General features: G+C 64.1%; 23 protein-coding genes. 10 read left to right on the top strand and 13 right to left on the bottom strand.

Annotated features, from left to right (window positions below):
• Positions 1-73 precede the first annotated feature (73 nt).
• From ACILRC_RS08675 to ACILRC_RS08645, 7 genes are all read right to left on the bottom strand, one after another.
• Positions 74-1,279 carry a pyridoxal phosphate-dependent aminotransferase gene (locus ACILRC_RS08675; RefSeq protein ID WP_395668963.1) on the bottom strand — a complete coding sequence of 402 codons (1,206 nt, stop codon included), beginning with the start codon at positions 1,277-1,279 and terminating at the stop codon, positions 74-76.
• An 88-nt stretch (positions 1,280-1,367) separates the two neighbouring features.
• Positions 1,368-2,093, bottom strand: a complete 726-nt coding sequence (locus tag ACILRC_RS08670; RefSeq protein ID WP_395668962.1) for an LrgB family protein — start codon at positions 2,091-2,093, stop codon at positions 1,368-1,370.
• On the bottom strand, positions 2,090-2,446 hold the full coding sequence (locus ACILRC_RS08665) for a CidA/LrgA family protein (RefSeq protein ID WP_395668961.1): 357 nt from the start codon (positions 2,444-2,446) through the stop codon (positions 2,090-2,092). Before ACILRC_RS08665 ends, ACILRC_RS08670 begins: the two co-directional genes overlap by 4 nt.
• An 11-nt stretch (positions 2,447-2,457) precedes the next feature.
• The gene (locus ACILRC_RS08660; protein ID WP_395668960.1) at positions 2,458-3,960 is read right to left on the bottom strand and encodes an FAD-linked oxidase C-terminal domain-containing protein; all 1,503 of its coding nucleotides are present in this window, start codon (positions 3,958-3,960) and stop codon (positions 2,458-2,460) included.
• Between the two features lie 171 nt (positions 3,961-4,131).
• Positions 4,132-4,851 (bottom strand): helix-turn-helix transcriptional regulator, encoded by a 720-nt coding sequence (locus ACILRC_RS08655; RefSeq protein WP_395668959.1) that lies wholly within the window; start codon positions 4,849-4,851, stop codon positions 4,132-4,134.
• A 181-nt stretch (positions 4,852-5,032) separates the two neighbouring features.
• Complete coding sequence (locus tag ACILRC_RS08650) at positions 5,033-5,410, bottom strand: VOC family protein (protein ID WP_395668958.1); 378 nt, start codon at positions 5,408-5,410, stop codon at positions 5,033-5,035.
• A 91-nt stretch (positions 5,411-5,501) separates the two neighbouring features.
• On the bottom strand, positions 5,502-6,389 hold the full coding sequence (locus tag ACILRC_RS08645; RefSeq protein ID WP_395668957.1) for a LysR substrate-binding domain-containing protein: 888 nt from the start codon (positions 6,387-6,389) through the stop codon (positions 5,502-5,504).
• 93 nt (positions 6,390-6,482) lie between these two features.
• Between ACILRC_RS08645 and asd the strand changes: the two genes are divergently transcribed.
• Positions 6,483-7,322 carry an archaetidylserine decarboxylase gene (gene asd / locus ACILRC_RS08640; protein WP_395668956.1) on the top strand — a complete coding sequence of 280 codons (840 nt, stop codon included), beginning with the start codon at positions 6,483-6,485 and terminating at the stop codon, positions 7,320-7,322.
• Positions 7,323-7,379: 57 nt separating this feature from the next.
• Here the strand turns inward: asd and ACILRC_RS08635 are convergent, their stop codons facing one another.
• On the bottom strand, positions 7,380-7,691 hold the full coding sequence (locus tag ACILRC_RS08635; protein WP_395668955.1) for a DUF3567 domain-containing protein: 312 nt from the start codon (positions 7,689-7,691) through the stop codon (positions 7,380-7,382).
• Positions 7,692-7,776: 85 nt separating this feature from the next.
• A complete protein-coding gene (locus ACILRC_RS08630; RefSeq protein ID WP_395668954.1) occupies positions 7,777-8,931 on the bottom strand; it encodes a DUF3108 domain-containing protein in 1,155 nt (384 codons plus the stop codon).
• A gap of 89 nt (positions 8,932-9,020) precedes the next feature.
• Here ACILRC_RS08630 and ACILRC_RS08625 point away from each other — a divergent pair, with 89 nt between their 5' ends.
• A complete protein-coding gene (locus tag ACILRC_RS08625; RefSeq protein ID WP_395668953.1) occupies positions 9,021-10,124 on the top strand; it encodes a fumarylacetoacetate hydrolase family protein in 1,104 nt (367 codons plus the stop codon).
• Here the strand turns inward: ACILRC_RS08625 and ACILRC_RS08620 are convergent.
• Positions 10,106-10,708, bottom strand: coding sequence for a MarC family protein (locus ACILRC_RS08620; protein WP_395668952.1), 603 nt, complete (start codon positions 10,706-10,708; stop codon positions 10,106-10,108). The genes ACILRC_RS08625 and ACILRC_RS08620 overlap by 19 nt on opposite strands.
• The gene (locus tag ACILRC_RS08615; protein ID WP_395668951.1) at positions 10,705-11,121 is read right to left on the bottom strand and encodes a VOC family protein; all 417 of its coding nucleotides are present in this window, start codon (positions 11,119-11,121) and stop codon (positions 10,705-10,707) included. The genes ACILRC_RS08620 and ACILRC_RS08615 overlap by 4 nt, the downstream gene beginning before the upstream one ends.
• Before the next feature lie 36 nt (positions 11,122-11,157).
• On the opposite strand from ACILRC_RS08615, the gene ACILRC_RS08610 reads away from it, so the two are divergent.
• The 8 genes from ACILRC_RS08610 (at position 11,158) to ACILRC_RS08575 (ending at position 18,927) form a co-directional block, all read left to right on the top strand.
• A complete protein-coding gene (locus ACILRC_RS08610) occupies positions 11,158-11,568 on the top strand; it encodes a hypothetical protein (RefSeq protein WP_395668950.1) in 411 nt (136 codons plus the stop codon).
• A 124-nt stretch (positions 11,569-11,692) separates the two neighbouring features.
• Entirely contained in the window at positions 11,693-12,253 is a 561-nt protein-coding gene (locus ACILRC_RS08605) for a YcnI family protein (protein ID WP_395668949.1), read from the top strand.
• A 34-nt stretch (positions 12,254-12,287) separates the two neighbouring features.
• A complete protein-coding gene (locus tag ACILRC_RS08600) occupies positions 12,288-12,755 on the top strand; it encodes a copper chaperone PCu(A)C (RefSeq protein ID WP_395668948.1) in 468 nt (155 codons plus the stop codon).
• A 78-nt stretch (positions 12,756-12,833) separates the two neighbouring features.
• Positions 12,834-15,011 carry a TonB-dependent siderophore receptor gene (locus ACILRC_RS08595; protein WP_395668947.1) on the top strand — a complete coding sequence of 726 codons (2,178 nt, stop codon included), beginning with the start codon at positions 12,834-12,836 and terminating at the stop codon, positions 15,009-15,011.
• Positions 15,012-15,017: 6 nt separating this feature from the next.
• Entirely contained in the window at positions 15,018-15,896 is an 879-nt protein-coding gene (locus tag ACILRC_RS08590) for a DJ-1/PfpI family protein (protein ID WP_395668946.1), read from the top strand.
• A 587-nt stretch (positions 15,897-16,483) separates the two neighbouring features.
• Positions 16,484-16,807, top strand: coding sequence for an energy transducer TonB (locus ACILRC_RS08585; RefSeq protein ID WP_395668945.1), 324 nt, complete (start codon positions 16,484-16,486; stop codon positions 16,805-16,807).
• Between the two features lie 80 nt (positions 16,808-16,887).
• A complete protein-coding gene (locus tag ACILRC_RS08580; RefSeq protein ID WP_395668944.1) occupies positions 16,888-17,577 on the top strand; it encodes a PhaM family polyhydroxyalkanoate granule multifunctional regulatory protein in 690 nt (229 codons plus the stop codon).
• Between the two features lie 63 nt (positions 17,578-17,640).
• The gene (locus tag ACILRC_RS08575) at positions 17,641-18,927 is read left to right on the top strand and encodes an FIST N-terminal domain-containing protein (RefSeq protein ID WP_395668943.1); all 1,287 of its coding nucleotides are present in this window, start codon (positions 17,641-17,643) and stop codon (positions 18,925-18,927) included.
• Between the two features lie 40 nt (positions 18,928-18,967).
• Here the strand turns inward: ACILRC_RS08575 and tgt are convergent, their stop codons facing one another.
• The gene (gene tgt, locus ACILRC_RS08570; protein WP_395668942.1) at positions 18,968-20,179 is read right to left on the bottom strand and encodes a tRNA guanosine(34) transglycosylase Tgt; all 1,212 of its coding nucleotides are present in this window, start codon (positions 20,177-20,179) and stop codon (positions 18,968-18,970) included.
• 29 nt (positions 20,180-20,208) lie between these two features.
• Positions 20,209-21,387: a tRNA preQ1(34) S-adenosylmethionine ribosyltransferase-isomerase QueA gene (gene queA / locus ACILRC_RS08565; protein WP_395668941.1), complete on the bottom strand. Its 1,179-nt coding sequence runs from the start codon at positions 21,385-21,387 to the stop codon at positions 20,209-20,211.
• Positions 21,388-21,513 lie beyond the last annotated feature (126 nt).

The following is a 21,513-nucleotide window of genomic DNA, read 5'->3' as shown; positions in this document are numbered from 1 at the left end:
TGTGGTCCGCACCGACATGGAATCTGCGTTACCGAAGCGCCAGTCGTTGCAACGGCTAAGCCCCTTTCATTCCTCAGCGCCCTCCGTTGCGCTCCATCCAGGTACGCAGCCGCGCCACCCCTTGGTGCAGGCGGGCCATGTCTTTCGATGCAAAGCACCAGCGCAGCCAGCCCTGGGCCTCGGGCGCGAAGGCATTGCCCGGTGCCAGGCCCAGCCCGGCTTCCACCACCAGCTGCTTGGCCACCACCAGTGCATCTTGCGGCGCACCGTCGACAGCGGGTAACTGAAAGAACGCGTACATGCCGCCGCGCGGCGTGGCCACTGATATGCCCGGCACGTCGCGCAGCGCGGGCAACAAAGCATCGCGGCAGGCCTTGAGGTGCGCTACCACGCGCGGTGTCACTTCGGATGCGCGCTCCAGTGCCACCAGGCCAGCGCGTTGCACAAACACGCTGGCGCACGAGGTGTTGAACTCAATGAGTTTGCCCATGGCCGCCGTCATGGACGGTGGCATCACCACCCAGCCCAGACGCCAGCCCGTCATCAGGTAGCTTTTGGAAAAGCTGTGCACCACCACCAAGCGGTCCTCAGGGCTGGCCCTGTCCAATAAGCTGGGTGCGCATCCGGTGGGGCTGGCCTCGAAGTACAGGTTCTCGTACACCTCGTCGGCCAGTATCCAGGTGCCGGTGGAGCGGCAGTGCGCCAGGATGGCGGCCTGTTCTTCGGATGTGAGCGTCCAGCCGGTGGGGTTGTTGGGCGCGTTGACGATGAGCAGCTTGGTGCGTGGGGTGATGGCGTCGAGCAGCGCTTGCAGGTCCAGTGTCCAGGCGCCGTCCTTGGGCACCAGTGCCACGGTGCGCAGCGTGCCGCCCATGATCTGGGCCTGCGCGGTGAGGTTGGGCCACACCGGGGTGACGGCCACCACCTCGTCGCCAGCATCCACCAGCGCCTGCACCGCCAGCATCAGCGCGTTGACGCCGCCCGCGGTGACCGCGATGCGGTCCATGCCAATCGGCTGTGCAGCGTGCCCGCCCCCGTGGGCCGGGTGTTTGCGCGACATCTCCAGCGCAATCGCTTGGCGTAACTCGGGCAGGCCCAGGTTATGGGCGTAAAAGGTTTCGCCCCGGTTCAGCGAATCGATGGCGGCTTGGCGGATGAAGTCGGGCGTGACCTCGTCGCTCTCGCCAAACCAGAAGGCCAGCACGTCACTGCGCCCGATGCCCGCGTTGGCGACTTCGCGGATTTTGGATTCTTCGAGGTTCAAGATGGTGTGGCGCATAACAGGTTAATCCAGACAAGAAGCTAGGTTTATAACTGGGCAGCCGGGGGCCATTCAGTGGGCGCAGTGCAGTGGTGTTGGCTGCGACCTAGAGCCAGCGCACCAGCAGCGGAATCAACACCGAAGCAAACAGCACCTGCAGGCCCAGGGCCAGAGCCGCCCAGGCCCCGGCGTCGGGGTGTACTTGCAGGGCCCGCGCAGCGCCGATACCGTGCGCCGCGGTGCCCAGTGCGAAGCCACGCGCCATCCAGCCGGTGGCGTCGCGTCCGATGCCCATGGCATCGAACAGGTACTTGCCCGAGAGCGCCCCCACCATGCCGGTGACCACCGCAAACACCGCCGCCAGCGCGGGGATGCCGCCGATCTGATCTGCCACGCCCATGGCCACCGGCGCAGTGACCGATTTGGGGACCAGCGACAGCAGCACATCGTGGGGCAGGCCCAGTGCCCAAGCGAGCGCGGTGGCACTCGCCACGGCTGCGGTGCCGCCGGCCAGCGATGCAATCGCAAAGCGCCCCCAACGCTTGCGCAGTTGCGCCCGGCGCAGCCACAGGGGCCAGGCCAGCGCCACCACCGCAGGCCCCAGCAAAAAATGGATGAACTGCGCACCAGAAAAGTAGCTGGGGTAGGCGGTGCCGGTCACGGTGAGGCCCAGTGCCAGCACCAGCACCGACCACAGCACCGGGTTGGCCCAGGGCGCTTGCTGCACGCGCGTGTACACCGCCTGCGCTAGCAGGTACACCACCAGCGTGGCCGTCAGCCCAAACAAAGGCGTGGACGACAGGTACACCCACAGTTGCACAAACTCGCTCATGGCGGCGCGCTGTCCTGGTCGCGCACCAAGGCGCGCAGCACCCAGACGGTGACTGCGAGGCTGACCCACGTGGATACGACCAGCACAACCCCAATGCGCACACCGTACTGGCCGATCAATCCAAGGTGGGTCATGACGCCCACACCCACCGGCACAAACAGCAAGGAGAGGTGCGCCAGTAAAAATTCGGCCACTGCGCCCACACACTGCTGCACCCACGGCACGCGCAGTGCCATCAGCAAAAGCAGCATGCCCACCACCGGCCCCGGCAGGGGCAGATGCAATCCGCGCGAGGCCAGCTCGCCCAGCGATTGCAACACCAGCAAGACCGTGATGCCGCGCAGCGCTTGCATGGCGGTGGCGCTTAAAAGCGCGGCAAATCCGGGTGCTTGAGTTTGCCGCCGCGCACCAGCTCTTTGCCGTACTCGGCGCAGCGTTGCAGGGTGGGAATGACCTTGCCGGGGTTGAGCAGGCCTTCGGTATCGAAGGCGGCCTTCAAGGCAAACATCTGGGCGTTTTCTTCGGCGCTGAACTGCACGCACATGCTGTTGAGCTTTTCTACGCCGACGCCGTGCTCACCGGTGACGGTGCCTCCCATGGCGACGCTGGTTTCCAAAATCTCGGCACCGAACAGCTCACAGCGGCGCAGCTGGTCGGGGTCGTTGGCATCGAACAAGATGAGCGGGTGCAAATTGCCGTCGCCTGCGTGGAACACATTGGCGCAGCGCAACTGGTACTTTTTTTCCATCTCGGCAATCGCCAGAAGGATGTCGGCCAGGCGCTTGCGCGGAATGGTGGAGTCCATGCACATGTAGTCGGGGCTGATGCGGCCTGACGCGGGGAAGGCGTTTTTGCGACCGCTCCAAAAGCGCAGCCGCTCGGCCTCGGAGTTGCTCACCGCGATCTGGGTGGCGCCGGCGGCAGTCAGCACCGCGCCCATGCGGCCAATTTCTTCTTCCACCTCTTCCGGGGTGCCGTCGCTCTCGCACAGCAAAATGGCCTCGGCGTTGAGGTCGTAGCCCGCATGCACAAAGTCTTCGACGGCGGCGGTCATGGGCTTGTCCATCATTTCCAGCCCGGCGGGAATGATGCCTGCGGCAATCACCTCTGCCACCGCCGCACCGGCTTTGCGGATGTCGTCAAAGCTGGCCATGATGCAACGCGCAAGTTGCGGCTTGGGTACCAGCTTGACCGTCACTTCCAGCGTAACCGCCAGCATGCCTTCGCTGCCCACCACCACGCTGAGCAGGTCGTAGCCGGGGCTGTCGAGTGCGTCGCTGCCAAAGGTGATGGGCTCGCCGTCCATGGTGAAGCCGCGGACCTTTTGGATGTTGTGCAAGGTGAGGCCGTACTTGAGGCAGTGCACGCCGCCCGAGTTCTCGGCCACGTTGCCGCCGATGGTGCAGGCAATCTGGCTGCTGGGGTCGGGCGCGTAGTACAGGCCGTAGGGCGCGGCCGCTTCGCTGATGGCCAGGTTGCGCACACCGCACTGCACCACCGCCGTGCGGCTGTTGGGGTCCACCGCAAGGATCTTGTTGAACTTGGCCAGCGACAAGGTCACGCCCATGGCGTGCGGCATGGCACCACCCGACAGGCCGGTGCCGGCACCGCGCGCGACCACCGGCACTTTGAGCGCATAGCAGGTCTTCAGCACCGCCTGCACCTGCGCCTCGGTCTCCGGCAAGGCCACCACCAAGGGGCGTTCGCGGTAGGCGGTCAGGCCATCGCATTCGTAGGGCGTGGTGTCTTCGGTTTGGTAGAGCAGGGCGTGTGCGGGCAGGTGTTTCGCTAACTCGCGCACGACGCGCGCTTGCAATTCAGCGCGCGCCAGCTGGGCGGTGGCTTCGGGGGCGGCGGTGGCGTTCATTGCAGTGCTCCGTCTTTGGATGGTGCCCACTGTACGGCAGGCCGCTTGACCGCTGCGTGAATTAACTTGCAGGCCCACGTGAAATGCGCCGGGGCGCTGCCGCGTGTGTGTTCTCTGGTGGCGCCTGCTGTGGCTGGCACTGTGGTGACCGGGTGATGCCAACGCCTGGGCTTAGGACGTGCCATCAAGCTTTTCTTGCACGCCCGCCGGTGCGGCATAGCGCAGGTAGTCGGAGAGGGTTTTTCCCGCCTCGTCTTTGAATCGTCCCAGCGCACCGTCGACCAGACGCACCTCGGACAAGCGGTCCAGGCGAAAACTGCGAAAACCGTCGCGCAGCTCGCACCAAGCGGCCAAGGTCCACACCTTGCCCCAGTAAAAGCAGCCCAGTGGCCGCAGGGTGCGCTGGGTTGTGCCACCCGACGCGTCGGTGTACTGCGCGCAGATTCTCTGGTGCGCCTGGGTGGCCTGACGCAGGGTGTGTAGCGTGGCCTGTGCTTGGGGGTCGAGCCCGACGGGCGGCGCGTAGACGGCCATGCTGAGTGCGGCTGCGCGCGACGCGGCGGGCAAGGCCGACAAAATCTTCCCCAGTGCGTCTTGCGAGGCCTGTGCCATGGCCGGGTCTTGCCATACCTGTGCCATGCGCACCGAGGCCACCAGCGCCTGTGCTTCCTCTGCCGTGAACATCAGCGGCGGCATCTCGAAGCCCCGGCCCAGCCGGTAACCAACGCCTGCCTCGCCTTCAATGGGCACACCCTGATGCTGCAAATCGGCCACCGCGCGGTACACCGTGCGCTCGGATACCTCAAGACGCTGCGCCAAAAAAGCGGCGGTGGTCCGGCGCCGCCCACGGATGAGCTGCACGATTTGAAACAAGCGGTCCGCACGGCGCATGCAGGGTCAGGGGCAAAGCGTGTTAAGTGGGTGGTCCCGCCATGGTAAGGCCGTCGGCCACACCTCCAGCGCAGGCGGCGCGCTTGCGCACAGCAGGCTGTGCCCATCTGCCGCAAACACGCCACATAGACGCTGCAGATGCGCCAGGGCCACCCTGCGATCGCCCACGCACGCGGGCTGGTCAAGCCAGGGCGTGCAATCCCACCCGGTTGCCGTCCAGGTCGCGGATGTGGGCAAAAAATCCCATGCCCGGTGGCAAGGCCTGGCGCGGCAATGCGACCTGCCCGCCATGGGCGACCGCGCGCTCCAGGGCGGCGTCCAGCGAGGGCGTTGCGTCCAGGTACACCAGCACCCCGGCGTTGGAGGGTGTGGGCGCGGTGGGGCCCATCATCAGCGCACCACCGACACCGTCGGCTTCCATGTCGTAGGCGAACACGGCGCCTTTGGACGGGCCCATGTCTTCCTTGCGCATGGGTTGGCCCAGCACCGCCTCGTAAAAGGCCTGCGCCCGGTCGAGTTGGGTGGTGGGTATTTCGAACCAGCTGATCGCGTTGTGCATGGCGCATTCCTTCGGAGTTGATGAGGCCCCTATGGTGGCGCGCGCCACTGACAGCGTGGTGTCAGTAGTGCTTGCCGTAAGCGCTGGCTGGTTAGCCTATGGCTTTCTTGAGCCAGTCGGCGAAGGCGCCGACTTCCCAGCGGTCCATCGCGCCCGTGCGCCAGCACAGGTAGTGCGCATGCGGGCTGGGCACGCTGCGGCGCATGGCTTCGCTGCTGCCCAGGCGCACCAGGGCGCCGGTGTCCAGCCAGGGCGCGCCCAGTTTCAGGCGCACCAGCGCAACGCCCATGCCAGCAGCAGCGGCGTCGCACATCAGGCCGATGTCGTTGAACTGCGAGCCATCGATCGGCTCGGGCCAGTCCAGACCGTTGGCGGCAAACCAGGTGCGCCACGGCTCCAGGGGGCTGCGCAGCAGGGATGCGCGTTCCAGGTCGGCGGGGGTCTCAAACGGGCCGTGCTCGCGCACATAGGCGGGCGAGGCCAGGGGGGCGACCTCGTCTTTGGCCAGGCAGACATACTCTAGGTCCGAGTACCGGCCAGCGCCAAAGCGCACCAGCAGGTCGGCGTCTTCGGCGACCACATCCAACAGCGGAATGGACACCTGCAGCGTGAGGTCGATCTCGGGGTAGGCCTCGGTGAACTGGCGCAGCCGCGGGATCAGGATGGAGCGCGCAAATGTTGGCGTCACCGCCAGCCGCAGCTTGCGCTTGCCTGGTGCCGCTGCCGAGGTGGGGAACTTTTGCAGAATCGCGAGGCCCTCGCGCACATGCGCCAGGTACTCGATGCCCTCCACGGTCAGCGAAAAATCAGAGCGGCCAAACAGCTTGGTGCCTAGCGTCTGTTCCAACTGGCGTACCCGGTGGCTCACCGCGCTGGGCGTCACGCACAGCTCCTCGGATGCCAGCGTCACGCTGCGCAGCCGAGCCAGCGTCTCAAAGGTCAACAGGCACTGGACGGGTGGGATGCGGGCGGCGCTCATGCGCTCACTATAATTCGCGGCCCCGCGCGGCTGGCCATCTGCTTTGGCACCAGCCCACGCATGTGTCACCCCACCCTCCCAAGGCCTGCCGCCATGTCTGACGTTCTAGCGGTGCTGCCGCAGTATTTTTTGCCCAAGCGCGCACTCACTGTGTTTGCCGGCTGGGTCGCCGGTGCCCAAGGCGGGCGGGCAACAACGGCCTTGGTACGTTGGTTCGTCAAGCGCTACCAGGTCAATATGGACGAGGCGCTGGACCCCGCCATCGCCAGTTACCCCACCTTCAATGCGTTCTTTACCCGCGCCCTCAAGGAGGGAGTGCGGCCCCTGGCGGCGTCCGATTTCGTATGCCCGGTGGACGGCGCCATCAGCCAGTTTGGTGCGATCGAGCGCGACCAGATCTTCCAGGCCAAAGGCCACCACTACAGCGCAGCCGCTTTGCTAGGTGGCGACGCAACCACTGCCGCCGCATTTGAGAATGGCAGCTTTGCGACCTTGTACTTGAGCCCGCGCGACTACCACCGCATCCACATGCCCTGCGACGGTGTCTTGCGCCGCATGGTGTACGTGCCTGGCGATTTGTTTTCGGTCAACCCGACCACCGCGCGGGGGGTGCCGGGTTTGTTTGCCCGCAACGAGCGGGTGGTGTGTGTGTTTGACTCGGCGCGCGGGCCGTTCGTGCTGACGCTGGTGGGCGCCACGGTGGTGGGTAGCATGGCCACGGTGTGGCACGGGGTGGTGAACCCGCCACGCAGTGCGCAAATTTGCGAGTGGCACTACGAAGCCGGGCAGGTGGTGCTGCACAAGGGCCAAGAAATGGGCCGCTTTTTGCTCGGCTCCACCGTCGTGATGCTGTTCCCTCAGGGCGTGTTGCAGTTCAACCCTGACTGGCATGCGGGTCGTGCGATTCGCATGGGCGAAGTTATGGGCCAGTAGCACCCTGCGCTGGCTCGGCGCGCACCCCGTGCTGTGGCGCGCACAGCTTGATGGTGCTTAGTGCATTACCACCGGGTTCTGTGCGAGCCCGGCGTACTGCTCCAAGGTGTCTTCGACTTCTTCCTGGGTGGGTGTGTTGACCTGCCACGCGGCAATGTGCTGCTGGAACAACTCTGCCCACGAGCCGTCTAGGTAGACCTCTTTGCCCGAGCGCTTGTCCACGATCTCGAAGCCGTGGCGCGCAAGCACCGGGCGGCGCCGGGCACCATGTTCTGTCCGGCTCGCGCCCGAGGGGTGCTGCGCGTCGGACTCCGTGTTGGCCAGCATGTGGGTGACCGAGAACGTTTCAGAGTCGTACAGTGTGTGCATGGGTGGTAATCGTCCTGGTTTGCTGGGCAATGGGGCTTTCACTCTCCGAGATCAAGCCTAACAGGGTTTTGTCAGCCCGAACGCATCACTGGGGAATTTCCGTGGTGCGTGCGACCAATTCCAGAAAATCGCCATTGGTTTGGCTCAGGCGGATGCGCACCGGCAGGTAGCCCAGCGTGGGAGCAAGCCACACCTCCACCTTGATGTCGTAATCGGCGCTGTGATCCCGGGTGAGGCGCAGGCCGCTGGCCGCAGGAGCAGGCAGGCCCAGATTGTCCAAGGAACCCACCTTGAAGGTCCAATCCTGCGCGCCGTAGGCATTGGCCGACTGGAACGCAATGGCGCTGCCTGGAGTGAAGCGTGCAGGTTCGGCAGCCACCATGCTCGAGAGCTGAAAAAACGTGCTCAGATGGTCTTGGGCTGCAACTTGCAGCGCGACGTTGGGGGCGTTGCGGCTGAAGGAAATGATGCCTTTGTCGCGCTGGAAGTGGGCAGCGATCTCGCTGCTGCGGCCCTTTTTTTCACCAAAGCGCAGCGGTGCAACGCCTTGCGCACCCAGACTGCCTTTGCTGGTCCACACGCTCAAAGGGATGCCCAGTTTGCTCACCCGCAGTGCGGCTTGGTAGCTGTTGCTATCGCGCTGCCAGAGGATCTCGGCACTGGCGGTGTAAGCAAATCCGGAGCGGCCCTGCGCCTCGTAGACGATGCGCACCGGCTCGGGAAAGCTAAACCGGTACGGCGCCGGGTTGGTGGCGCTGGGCCCATCCTGACCTTCTGTGTTCGCCAGGGCCAGCAATAGATCGGCCTCCTTGCCCATGCCTGCCGCTTGGCGGTCCACGACCTCGGTATCGCCGGCCATGCCCGCCGCGTCACTGAGCACGCTTGCATCCAGAGCCGGTTCGGCGGCGTCACGGGATGGGCCCGTGCCGGCGCCAATGGGGATGCCCGCTGCTGTTGCCAGTTGGGCGGGCGGCTTGGAGCCGGGTTCGGTTGGATCGGTAGTGCGCACCGTCTGGGGCGCCGCAGGGATCGGGGCCTGCTGTGGCGCATCCACCGGTTGCAACGTGACGAACAGCGCTTCGCTCGCCAAGGGTGTATCGCCCAAGGTCTTGGCTGCAGGCAGCCCGGTGAGGAGCAGCCAATGGCCTAGACCTACAAGCGCAGTCAGCCAGAGCAAGCGGCCCGGCCGGGGGCGGCCGGTGCCGTCGGTCAATGGCATGGACTTGGGCGCATTCGGCATGGGGGAGTCACCTCGTGCTGATTATGTCCGAGCACCCTCTGGCGCATGCCGAGCCACGGGCGCGGCGGGCTTTCGGAGAAAATGCCGCCATGAAACTTGCCACCTACAAAGACGGTTCACGCGACGGCCAGCTGGTGGTGGTGTCGCGCGACCTGGCGCTTGCGCAGTACGCCACACACATTGCCAACCGCCTCCAGCAGGTGCTTGACGACTGGAACTACCTGGCGCCGCAACTGCAAGATGTGTATGACGCCCTCAATGCCGGACGCGGCCGCCACGCGTTTCCCTTTGATCCAGCCCAGTGCATGGCGCCGCTGCCGCGCGCCTACCAGCGGGTGCAGGCTGCGGCTTACGCGCCACACACTGCGGGCATTGGGGCTGGCACACAGGACGGCACACCTACCAGTGACGGCTTGTCACTTGGTGGCGCGTCCGAGCCAGTGCCGCGGATCGTCCACCATTCTGGCGACGCTTTTTTGGGGCCGCAGGACCCCATCGTGTGCACCAGCGAGGTAGCGGGAGTGGACTTTGGTGCCGGGCTGGCAGTGGTCACTGGCGACATCGCAGCGGGCTGCAGCGCGGACCATGCGCTCCAAGGCGTGCGCCTGCTGCTGCTGAGCAACGAACTCAGTTTGTCTGACACCCCAGCCGACCCAGATGCGGCGAGTGCCGGTGTGGCGCCGAATGCAGTGCCGCGAACGGTGCCCGATATGCTGGCGGTGGCCTTCGGTCCGGTGGCGGTCACGCCCGACGAGCTGGGCGTTGCCTGGAACCGGGGGCGCGTGCAACTTGCCTTGGAGTGCGCATGGAACGGACGCACGGTGGGCCGTTGCGATGCCGGCTCGGACATGGAGTTTCACTTCGGGCAACTGCTGGCGCACCTGGCCAGCGTCCGACCAGTGCAGGCGGGCAGCATCGTGGGCACTGGCCCGGTGCGCAACCGCGGTCAAGAAAAAAACGGTCGGCTGCACTGGCCAAAGGGCTATAGCTGTATTGCCGACAAGCGCGCCATGGAGACCTTGCTAGACGGCCAACCGAGTACGCCTTTTCTGCGTGTTGCAGACCGTATCAGCGTCGACATGAAAACCGAGCAGGGTGGCAGCGTGTTTGGAGCGATCGACCATGTGTTGGTGGCCGCGCCAGCGGCGGCCGTAGGCAGGCGGCGCGTCGGCGTTCAGGCGTTGGCGACCTGAATCGCAAACGTCTTGATGCCACGCAGCAGCATCTCGATGGCCACCGATACCAGCACCAGCCCCATCAGCCGCTCCACCGCCACCAGCGGGCGCCGCCCGATCACGCGCTCGATGCGCTCCGCTGAGACCAGCACCACCGCGCTGACCAGCATGGTGACGCACAGCGCCGCAATCCACTCGATGCGTTGCGCAGGCTGCTGAGACACCAGTAGCAAGACGGTCGCCAGCGCGCTGGGGCCAGCCACCGCAGGCACAGCCAGCGGCACGATCAATGGCTCGGTCATCTGCTCGGCGTCCGCCGACTCGGGGGGCGGGAACACCATCCGCAATGCGATCAGAAACAGAATCACGCCGCCGCCGATTTGCAGGGCCAGCTCGCTGAGGTTCATCACACGCAAAAAGCCTTCGCCCACGAACATGAAGGCCAGCAACAGCACGAAGGCGATCAGGATTTCGCGCAGGATCACCCAGGGTCGGCGCTGGGGTGGGACATGGCGCAAGGCGTTGGCAAAAATCGGGATGTTGCCCACCGGGTCAGTGATGAGGATCAGCAAAATCGTGGCGGACCAAAAGGTGTAGTTCATGGCGCGGCGTACACAGTGTCGAGTGAGCGAAAGCCTTTGGCTTCGATCGGATTACCAAACGGGTCCAGCACAAACAGCGTCCACTGCTCGCCCGGCTCGCCCTCAAAGCGCACCTGGGGCGGCAGTACAAAGGTCACGCCCGCGTTGGTCAGCCGCTGGGCCAGCGCCTGCCAATCGGGCAGCCCCAGCACCACGCCAAAGTGCGGCATGTGCACCAAATGCGCACCGACCTGGCCGGTGCGGGTGGTTTGGAATGGCTCGCCCAGGTGCAGCGAGAGCTGGTGGCCAAAGAAATCGAAGTCCACCCAAGTGGCCGTACTGCGACCTTCGGTGCAGCCCAACACGCCTGCGTAAAACTGGCGCGCGGTGTCCAGGTCGGTGACATGAAAGGCAAGGTGAAAGAGGCTGCGCATGGCCGTGAGGATAGCAGCCTGGTTGATAATGCCGCCATGTTTGCGCTGCAGGTTTTCAGGTCCAACCGCCACATCGCCCGCTGGGTGTTGGCGTGGTTTGCCAGTGCCTGCATGGTGGCGGTGGCTGCCCCCATCGTGGCTCCGCAAAGCAGCATATTGGTGTGCAGCGCAGCCGGTGAGGTCAAGTGGGTGCCGGTGGGTGCGGCAGAGTCCGCACCGCAGTCCCATAGCGGTTTCGACGCCGGCGCTGATCTGGGCATGTTGCCGGGTCAACACACCCTGGATTGCGTGCTATGCCTGCCCTGGCTGGCGCCACCACCTGCGCCACTGGCACAGGCCGCATCCCTCCACGCTGGCGCGCAACTGCCTGTGCTGCAGCTGTTCGCCTTTGTTTCCAGCCCTGGTTACGCCAGTCCGCCTGCCCGCGGTCCTCCGCAAGTCTCCTGAAGCGCGGGGCGCACTCAGCGCCCTTGCCTCCCAAAAGAATAGTTTGGCGTGCTGCTAGCGCGCACTGTGCTGCATGGCGCCTTGGCGCTTGCGCAGCGATCATTTTTTGAATCAGGAGTTATGCATGTCTTTTTCTCTTTCACCTTCGATGGGCGCAGCCGCCCTCGCTTGCCTGTCAGCCTTGAGCGCGGCGCCCGCTTGGGCGCATGTGGTGTTGTTGGAACCCGTGGCCGCTGCTGCCACCAGTTACCGCGCTGCGTTGCGGGTGGGCCACGGTTGCGACGGCTCGCCCACCACCGGTTTGACGGTCACGATGCCAGCGGGCTTCGTGGGCGCGCAGCCCATGCCCAAGCCGGGCTGGAAGGTCAGCACCCGCGTGGGCAAGCTCGCACAACCTTATGTCGCCCACGGCAAAACCTACACCGATGGCGTGCTGGAAATCACTTGGACCGCCCAAGGTGCTGAGAACGCCTTGCCTGCTGCCTTCTACGATGAGTTTATTCTGCGCGGCACCACGCCCAGCCAGCCTGGACCCTTGTGGTTCAAGGTGGTGCAAACCTGTGAAAAAGGCGCCAACGAGTGGGTGGAAGTGCCCGCCAAAGGCAGCAGTACCAAAGGCATCAAATCCCCGGCGGCCCTGCTGGAAGTGCTAGACGTTCGGGCCGCCAACGACCACGCGCACTGAGGTGCGCGCCAACCCATCAATCCAAGGGCTCACCATGAAAACCATCGCAATCAAAACCATCGCATCCGCTGCCTTGTGCGCAGCCGCCTTGGGTGTCTCAGCCCAAGCGCAGACCGTTGACATCAAGAACCCCTGGGCGCGGGCCACCGTACCGGGGCAAATGGCCAGTGGGGCCTTTCTGAGCCTGACCGCCAAAACCGAGACCACCTTGGTGGCCGTGTCGTCGCCGGTTGCAGGCGTTGCCGAGCTGCACGAAATGAGCATGGATGGCGGCGTGATGAAGATGCGCGCGGTGCAGGGCGGCTTCAAGCTTGCGCCCGGCCAGACCTTCGAGCTCAAGCCCGGTGGCTACCACCTGATGCTGATGGACTTGAAGATGCCGCTGCGCAAGGACACCACCATCCCGGTGACGCTGACCTTTCGTGACGCCAAGGGTGTGCTGACCACCCAGGAACTCAAGGTGCCCGTGTCGACCGCCGCGCCGATGGCGCACGCGCACTGAACCAGTTGATCTGTGGCGGGTTGGCGTGCCTTTGCTGGCGCGGGCCTTGTCACGCCCAAATTTGAAAGAAAACTCAACATGAATACATCTCTAAAAGGGCTGCGCAGCTCGCCTGTGCGCAGCGTGGCTTTGTTTGCCGCCTTGGCCGGTGGCCAAACGGCCTATGCCCAGATTCCGTCGCTCAAAGAAGTTACGGTGACCGGTAGCGCCAACCCCTACGCCGTCGAGACCACGTCGGCGGGGACCCGCACGGCCACGCCGCTTGAGGAGGTACCCCAGTCGGTGGTCGTGATTCCCCGAAAAGTGGCGGACGACCAAGGGGCACAGACCTTGTCAGACGTTTTGCGCAATGTCTCTGGCGTCACCGCCATCGACCAGCGCGATTCCAACCTCGCAGGATTCAAGGTACGCGGCTTTGGCGCGGCAACTGTGGTGGACGGCGTGCCCACCCCCGGTATTTTTCAAAACCAAGAGGGCCTTGTCGGTGTGGATCGGGTTAGCGTCATCAAGGGTCCATCGGGTGGCTTGTTTGGTGGCTCGCAGGGCATGAACTACTCCACTGCAGGTGGTGTCGTGGTCATCGACACGGCACAGGCCGAGTCTGTGTCCTCGCGTCAAGGGGCGGTGAGTGTCGGTGGTCTGGGTCACCATGCCGCATCGTTTGACCTGAACCAAGCCATCAGCCCGACTTTGGCGGCCCGAGTGACCGGCGAATATGCCAAGGTGGACAGCGAAACGGATGGGGTTTTTCACAAGCGCAGGTCGGTGTTATCGAGCGTGGTCTTGACTCCCAACGCGCAGACCAAACTGGTATTGCGCTTGCGCGACTTGCGCAACGAGACACTCGACTACCCCGGTTTGCCGAGGGCGCAAGCAGACTCTCCCGAGGTAATCAGCGGCGTGGGACGTAGTAAGTTCATTGGCGCCACCGGCTTACCCCCGACCACCAACGACATGACCGGCGTGAACCTGCAGTGGTCACAAACCTTGAGCGCGCGGTGGGACTTCGGTCTGACGGTTGCAAACAACAAGATGACTTTGTTGCAAAACGGAGCCTTTAACGGCGCAGTCATTGATGCGTTTCTGGGTACGGCCCAATTCGGCAACCCGGTACAAGACATTTACGGCTACCAGCTCAGTCAGCGGTTTGATTCCACCGTGGTTTCGCCGAGTTTCACGGGGAAACTCACCCTGGGTGGTTCGCAGCACCTAGTGCGTGCTGGAATCGACCACGAGGTATCGCGGGAGGATGCGTACCTGTATTTCTCCAACCCGGCCAATGCCACGTTCTTCGGAGCACCGTACATCTCTGCGCTGGCAACCAACGTGGACTTGCGCGGTCCCGCCAGTGCTGTGTGGGTGACGCCCGCGGGCAACTCGGGGTTTGATTCCGCCTATGGCCGCAAGTTCAACGCGACCACGACCTACTTGCAAGACCAAGTGAAGTGGGGTGCGTGGAGCGTGTTGGGCTCGGTGCGAATGAACCGCTTGGAGATGCAAGATACCAGCGCTGGCCAGACGCGCACCAGGACCGCCGATAGTGTGACCCCGCGTATCGGTTTGGTGTACGCACTGTCGGACCGGCTATCCACCTTTGCCGGCTACAGCCGGGCCGTACAGACGCCCTACCTGACGACCTATGCGCCATCGGTGACGCCCGAGCCGGAAGATGTCAAGCAGGCGGAGATCGGATTTCGTTTAAAGGATTTTGCCGGGCTCAGCGCAAGCTTTGCCTTGTTTGATTTGCGGCGCAACAACGTGGCTACCGCCGCAGGGTTCTCCAATTACCTGACCAACCAAGGCACCCAAGGTCTGGATATCGACGTGCGCTACACCGTCAACCCGTCGTGGCAATGGATGGCGGCCTACGCCAACCAAAACCCGAGAACCACTGGTACCGCCTATGCACAGGTGGCTTCCTATGTTGGCAAGCAGTTGTTCAACGTTCCCAAAGAGCAGTTGCGGTTGGCAACACGTTATGACGCGCAAGCTGGCCCATGGGCTGGGTTCGGGGTGGGTGTGGGCGTGACCTACCAATCGCCACTGGCCGGAGACTCCAACAACAGCTTTTTCACACCATCTTCGACCGTGTGGGACGCCCAGGTTTCCTATCAAAGGAAGTCTGTGCGGTACGGTGTGCAAATCGCTAATTTGTGGGATTCCAAGCACTTTGTGCCGTCGAATTATTTTGGCGGTGGGCAGGTTCTGCCCGCAGCTCCGCGCACAGTGGTTGCCAGCGCAGTGGTGAACTTCTGAGCTGCCATGGACCGTCGCTACTTCACCCAAATGGCGGCGGCGCTTGGCGCCGCCCACTTTCTAAAGCCACTGCGCGCAGCAACTGCTGCGCCCACTGATGCTGGCACCGCCGCACAGCCCACCAAAGAAACTGCCGATGCACACCACCACGCAGCCCTTGCCGAGTATGCGCACCTCACCGGCGGCGACAAGGTCACGATAGGTTTGCTGGTGTATCCCGGCATGTTCTTGCAAGATCTGGTCGGACCCCTGACGGTGTTTGAAGCATTGATGCACCGCGACATCCACCTTTTATGGAAGAACTTGGAGCCGGTTGGCAACGAAGAGCCTGCACCAGCTGCGCTCATTCCTGTGCGCCCCACAACCACTTTTGCAAACTGTCCGCAACAGTTAGACGTGCTGTTTGTACCTGGTGGCGTGCCGGGGACCTTGACCATGATGGAGGACCCAGAGGTGCTCACCTTTCTGGCCTCCCGCGGGAAAAGTGCGCGCTTTGTCTGCAGCGTTTGCACTGGGTCACTCATCTTGGGGGCGGCAGGCTTGCTTGACGGCTATCGGGCGACATCCCATTGGGCCACCGCCGATGTGCTTGGCGAGCTGGGAGCCATCCCGACCAAAGGGCGCATCGTGGTGGATCGCAACCGAATCACTGGTGGCGGGGTTACTGCGGGCATCGACTTTGGTCTCGCGATTGCGGCCAACTTGCGCAGTGAAACGTATGCCAAGGCGATTCAGTTGTATCTAGAGTACGACCCCGCACCACCTTTTGATGCTGGCGCGCCTGAGAAGGCCCCCAGGGTGGTTGTCAACTTTTTGAACGAGATGTTTGCTGGGATGCGCAAAGCCGCGTTTTCGGTGGCGCGACGCGCCAGGGCAAAGTGGTGAAGGTACATTGCGGCTTTGCGCGCCTGCGTCATCGGCGCGCGTAGCACAGGGTGGCCGAGCGATACTGCGCTCGGCCACCCGCCCATTCCATGATTCCGACTGCTTTTTCGCCCCGCAGACTGCTATTCGTTACCGCACTGGTCGCGTCGTTACATTGTTTGGTGATAGGGGCGGTTTACCGTGCGTTGAACCAACGGCCGGTGGTGCCGTTGCCTCCAGTACAGCTATCGGGCACATCCGTTCTTTCAGTGGGTTGGATTGAGGTCGCAAGCGCAGCGGTGACAGTGATGCCGGCACCGGTCCAGGTGACGCATCGGCCTGCGGCACCAAGCCACCTGCCGCAACCGGCGGCCGCCCTTGCGCAATCGTCAATGGCCCCATTGGAGTCGAGCCACACGGCACAGCCTCCTGCAAGGTCCAGCCACAGCACGTCCAACCTAGTGACATCGAGCCCAGCGCAAGCCGACGATTCTCTTGCTGAGGCGTCGGCAGCAAGTGCCAGCACGGGCACTAGCGCAATAGAGGCTACGACGGCTGGGTCAACTGGCGATACCTCAGCCGCAACCACGCGCAGCCCCGTCGCTGCTGTGGTTCCTGCACCCACCAATGCATCCGTAGTTTCTCAGGCACCTGGCCCATTGCAGGAAGCCGACTACCTGGAACCACTGTCCCCTACCTACCCGCCGCTTAGCGCGCGACTTCGGGAGCAGGGTAGGGTGGTGGTCAAGGTGCTGATCAGCGCCGATGGTCGGGCGCAGCAAGCCGAGGTGCTGACCTCCAGTGGTTATCCGCGCTTGGATCAGGCCGCATTGGCCAGCGTGCGGGCGGCCCGCTTCCGGCCCGCCCAGCGCGCTAACACGGTGCAGGAAGGTTGGTACCAGGTGCCGGTGCGCTTCGAGCTTCTGCGCTGACACGCCCGCAGTGCGCGAGCGCAGCCAGAGAGTTCGTATGCGTTACAGTGACCCAACACAGGCCACCTCAAGGAGACGCCATGGGCGACGCAGACAGTTCTGGATTCGGAAAGTTCGTGCCGGGCTTTGACTTTTTGCAAAGCCTGGCCAAAGGTGCCTCCAACGGCATGCCGCAGTTGCCCAACCTGGGCCATTGGGTGGCACCCACCCTGAATGTCGAAGAACTGGAAAAGCGCATCGAAGAACTCAAAAACGTGCAGTTCTGGTTGGAGCAAAACTCGCGTGCGCTGGCCGCCACCATCCAGGCACTCGAAGTGCAAAAGATGACGCTGGCCACCCTCAAAGGCATGAACTTCAACATCGGCGATGTGGCCAATGCCTTCAAACTCAAAGCCGCCGATTCGATCGCATCTGGCATGCAGCGCGTGGCCGACAAAGCCACCCAAGCCGTGGCCGACAAGCCCGCCTCGCCCGCCAAAACCAAGAAGCCCGCCGCCGCACCCAGTGCCGGCATGGTGGATCCCTTGCAACTTTGGGGATCGTTGGCCCAACAGTTTCAGCAGATCGCAGCCGGTGCCATCAAGGAGGCGACCACCAAGAGCGCGGTCGATTTGACCCGCAACATGGCCACGGGCTTGGCCAAAGAGGCCTTCAAAAGCGCCACCGCCGCGGGCAAGAAAATGGTGTCCAAGCCTGCGACAGCTCGGCCCGCTGCGCCGCGCAAAGCGGCCCCACGTGGCGCTGCTCCACGCAAGCAAAGCAGTCGCTAGCCAGCGCGGCGCGCAACAGCGGTTGATTCGGCGCAGGTAGCGGTTCGCAATACTGGCGGTCCCATGAAACTGTTTCCGTACGCCCACGCATCGCATCCGCAGTGGACCATGGCCGCAGGGCTGGTGCTGGCCCAGTTGCGCGCGCAAATGGCCTTGCACGGCTACGCGTCCCAACCGACGCTGGCCTTGCTCTACACCACCGACCACTACGCCGCGCATGCCGACGATTTGCTCAAACTCTTGGCGGCCGAGCTGCCTTGGATCACCGACTGGTCGGGTGCGGTGGGCATGGGGATTGTTTCCAACCAAGTGGAGTACTTCGACGAGCCCGCCCTGGCCGTGATGCTGCTGGAACTCCCCAGCGACCAGTACCGGGTGTTCTCCGGCATCTCGCCACTGGCATCGGGCTTTCCAGCCCACACTGCCCTGGTGCATGCCGACGGCGCGACCCCCGACTTGGGCGAACTCATGGATGAGATGGCGCAGCGCACCACCGCGCGCTACCTGTTTGGCGGGCTGACCTCGGGGCGCACCCGCAGCGTGCAATTCGCCATGGCCGCCGACGGCAACCGGGCGGGCCATGGGGCTGATAGTGCGGTGCTCAGCGGTGGCCTCAGCGGCGTGGCTTTTGGACCTGGGGTGGCATTGGTGTCGCGGGTGACCCAGGGCTGCAAACCGGTGTCCAAGGTGCGCACTGTCACCGCAGCCGACCGCAACCTGTTGCTCACACTCGATGGTGCGCCCGCGCTCGATGTGCTGCTGGCGGATTTGGGCGTATCCCTGGGCCGGCCCCAGCAGGCGCTGGAGGCGGTGCGCGCCACGCTGGTGGGGCTGTCGCACGCGGGCAGCGCGCCGGTCCACCAAACAGGTAACTTTGGCAGCGAGGTGCGGGTGCGCCACATCGTGGGCCTGGACCCGGCGCGCCAAGCGGTGGCGGTGGGCGATACGGTCATGGCGGGGATGCAAGTGGCCTTTTGCCAGCGCAATGTGCAGGCGGCACGGGCCGATTTGATGCGCGTAGGCGCAGAAATTCGCGAAGAGTTGGAGCCGCAATCTATGGGCTTGCAGACGGCCACTGCGCTGGCGGACTTCCTCGCCGATGCCGCCCCCCATCCGCAACGCCGCATTGCCGGCGCGATTTATGTGAGCTGTGTCGGTCGCGGTGGCGCCTACTTTGGCGGACCCAGCGCGGAAATGCAGGTGCTCAGGCGTGCCTTGGGCGACGTGCCACTGGTGGGGTTTTTTGCTGGCGGCGAGATCGCGTTCAACCAGCTCTACGGCTACACCGGCGTGCTCACTGTGTTCGTGGGCGATCCGCCCGCCGAACTACCCTCAGAAGGCTTGGGCTGAAGGTCCCTCGTATGCCGCGCATATCTGCTGCTGGCGACGTTCAGATGCCGCGTGCGCGGTCGGTGTGGAACTGAACAACAAACGCGCCAAAGCGGCCCGCGTCCAGCGCGTCGCGGATGTCTTGCATTAGCTGGAGGTAGTAGTGCAGGTTGTGGATGGACGCCAGCATGGGGCCCAGCATTTCGCCGCAACGGTCCAGGTGGTGCAGGTAGGCCCGGCTGAAGCCACCGCGCCCGCCGTGCTCCCAGGACACACCGGCGGTACCGGCGCAGGTGTAGCAGCTGCAAGTGACGTCCAGCGGACGCTCGTCGGACTTGTGCCGCGCGTTGCGGATTTTGAGGTCGCCAAACCGGCTAAACAAGGTGCCGTTGCGCGCGTTGCGGGTGGGCATGACGCAGTCAAACATGTCGATGCCGTTTTGCACGCCCGCCACCAGGTCTTCGGGGGTGCCCACGCCCATCAGGTAATGCGGCTTGTGGGCAGGCAGCTGCGGGCCCACGTGCTTGAGCAGGCGCAGCATGTCGGCCTTGGGTTCGCCCACCGACAGGCCGCCGATGGCGATGCCGGGAAAGTCCAGTGCTTCCAGGCCGGCCAGCGACTCGTCGCGCAGGTGCTCAAACATGCCGCCCTGCACGATGCCAAACAGTGCGTTGGGGTTGCCCAGCCGGGCAAATTCGGCCTGGCAGCGCGCCGCCCAACGCAGGCTGAGTTCCATGGAGCTGCGGGCCTCGCGCTCGGTGGTGATCTGGCCTTTGGTTTTGGGCTCTACCGACAGGTAGGGTGTGCATTCGTCAAACTGCATCACGATGTCGCTGTTGAGCACGGTCTGGATCTGCATGCTGATTTCGGGCGTGAGAAACAGCTTGTCGCCGTTGACGGGGGAGGCGAAGTGCACACCCTCCTCGGTGATTTTGCGCATCTCACCCAGGCTCCAGACCTGAAAGCCACCCGAGTCGGTGAGGATCGGCTTGTCCCATTTCTCAAACGCATGCAGCCCGCCAAACTGCTTGACCACGTCCAGACCGGGGCGCATCCACAAATGGAAGGTGTTGCCCAGAATGATTTGCGCATGCATGTCCTGCAGGCTTTGCGGCGTGACGCCTTTGACCGTGCCGTAGGTGCCCACGGGCATGAAGATCGGCGTTTCGACCACACCATGGTTGAGCGTCAGCCGGCCCCGGCGGGCGTGGCTACCCAAGTAGCTGCCTTCGGCGTTGGCGGGGTCGGTTTGGAGGATGTCAAATTTCAGCATGGTGCGGTTTACTTGTTGGCGGGCGTGCGCTACTTCGCCAAGTCCTGACGCGCTAGCAGCATGGCGTCGCCGTAGCTGAAGAACCGGTACTGGCGCTCCACCGCCGCGCGGTACAGCGCCATGGTGTGCCCGTAACCGGCAAAGGCGCTCACCAGCATCATCAAGGTTGACTTGGGCAGGTGGAAGTTGGTGATCAGCAGGTCGATCAGTTTGAAGTTGAAGCCCGGCGTGATGAAGATGCTGGTGTCGCCGCTGGCCACCCCGGTGTGGGCCCAGCTCTCCAGGGTGCGCACCGTGGTGGTCCCCACGGCCACCACCCGGCCACCGCGCGTGGTGCAGGCGGCAATCGCGTCTTGGGTGGCTTGCGGCACTGCGTACCACTCGCTGTGCATGTGGTGCTCTGCAATGTTCTCGGTTTTGACCGGCAAGAAGGTGCCCGCTCCCACATGCAATGTCACATAGGCGCGCTGCACGCCCATGGCGTCCAGGCGCGCAAACAATGCCTCGTCAAAGTGCAGCGCTGCGGTGGGCGCGGCCACCGCGCCGGGGTGTTTGGCAAACACGGTTTGGTAGCGCTCTGCGTCCTGCGCCGAGTCGGTGTGGGTGATGTAGGGTGGCAGCGGCACATGGCCGTGGCGCTCCATCAGGGTGTGGGGGTCGTCGCCTGCATCGTTGGACAAGACGAAGCGAAACAACGAACCATTGGCGTCAGGCCAGCGCCCCAGCAGCGTGGCGCGCAGCCCGTCTTCGTGGCCCGGCGCGCAGACCAGCTTGAGGCTGGCACCCACTTCGGGTTTTTTGCTGACACGCATATGTGCCACCACTTGGTTGCCGCCCAGCACACGCTCCACCAGCAATTCCAGTTTGCCGCCGGTGGCCTTCTCGCCAAAGAGGCGCGCCTTCATTACCCGGGTGTCGTTGAGTACCAACAGGTCGCCTGCGCGCAGCAGGGAGGGCAGGTCACTGAACACCCGGTCCACTGCAGCTGTGCCTGTGCCGTCGAGCAAGCGCGAGCCGCTGCGCTCTGCAGCGGGGTGCTGGGCAATGAGCTCGGGGGGCAATGGGAAATCGAAGTCACTCAGGGTGTAGCTACGTTCGGATCGAGCAGCAAGCGCAGACGCCGGTCGAGGTGATGCCAACACGGGTGCGGCAAGTGATTCGGCTGGTGCGGCGTGTGGTGTGGTGCGCGGGGGCTGGGACTCAGGCATGGTGTGTGGGGGCTGTACCGGCCCGTACCAAGGTGGATCAAGGCAGAATTGTCCCATGGCCGAGCGCGTCCCCACCCCTGCCGAGGCTTCCAGTCCTGGCGCCCCAACCAAGGTGGCGGTGTCTGC

Origin of the sequence: Rhodoferax sp. (assembly GCF_044236835.1) — a bacterium.
Classification (GTDB): Bacteria; Pseudomonadota; Gammaproteobacteria; order Burkholderiales; family Burkholderiaceae_C; genus Allorhodoferax.
This window is presented reverse-complemented; position numbering and strand designations above follow the sequence as displayed.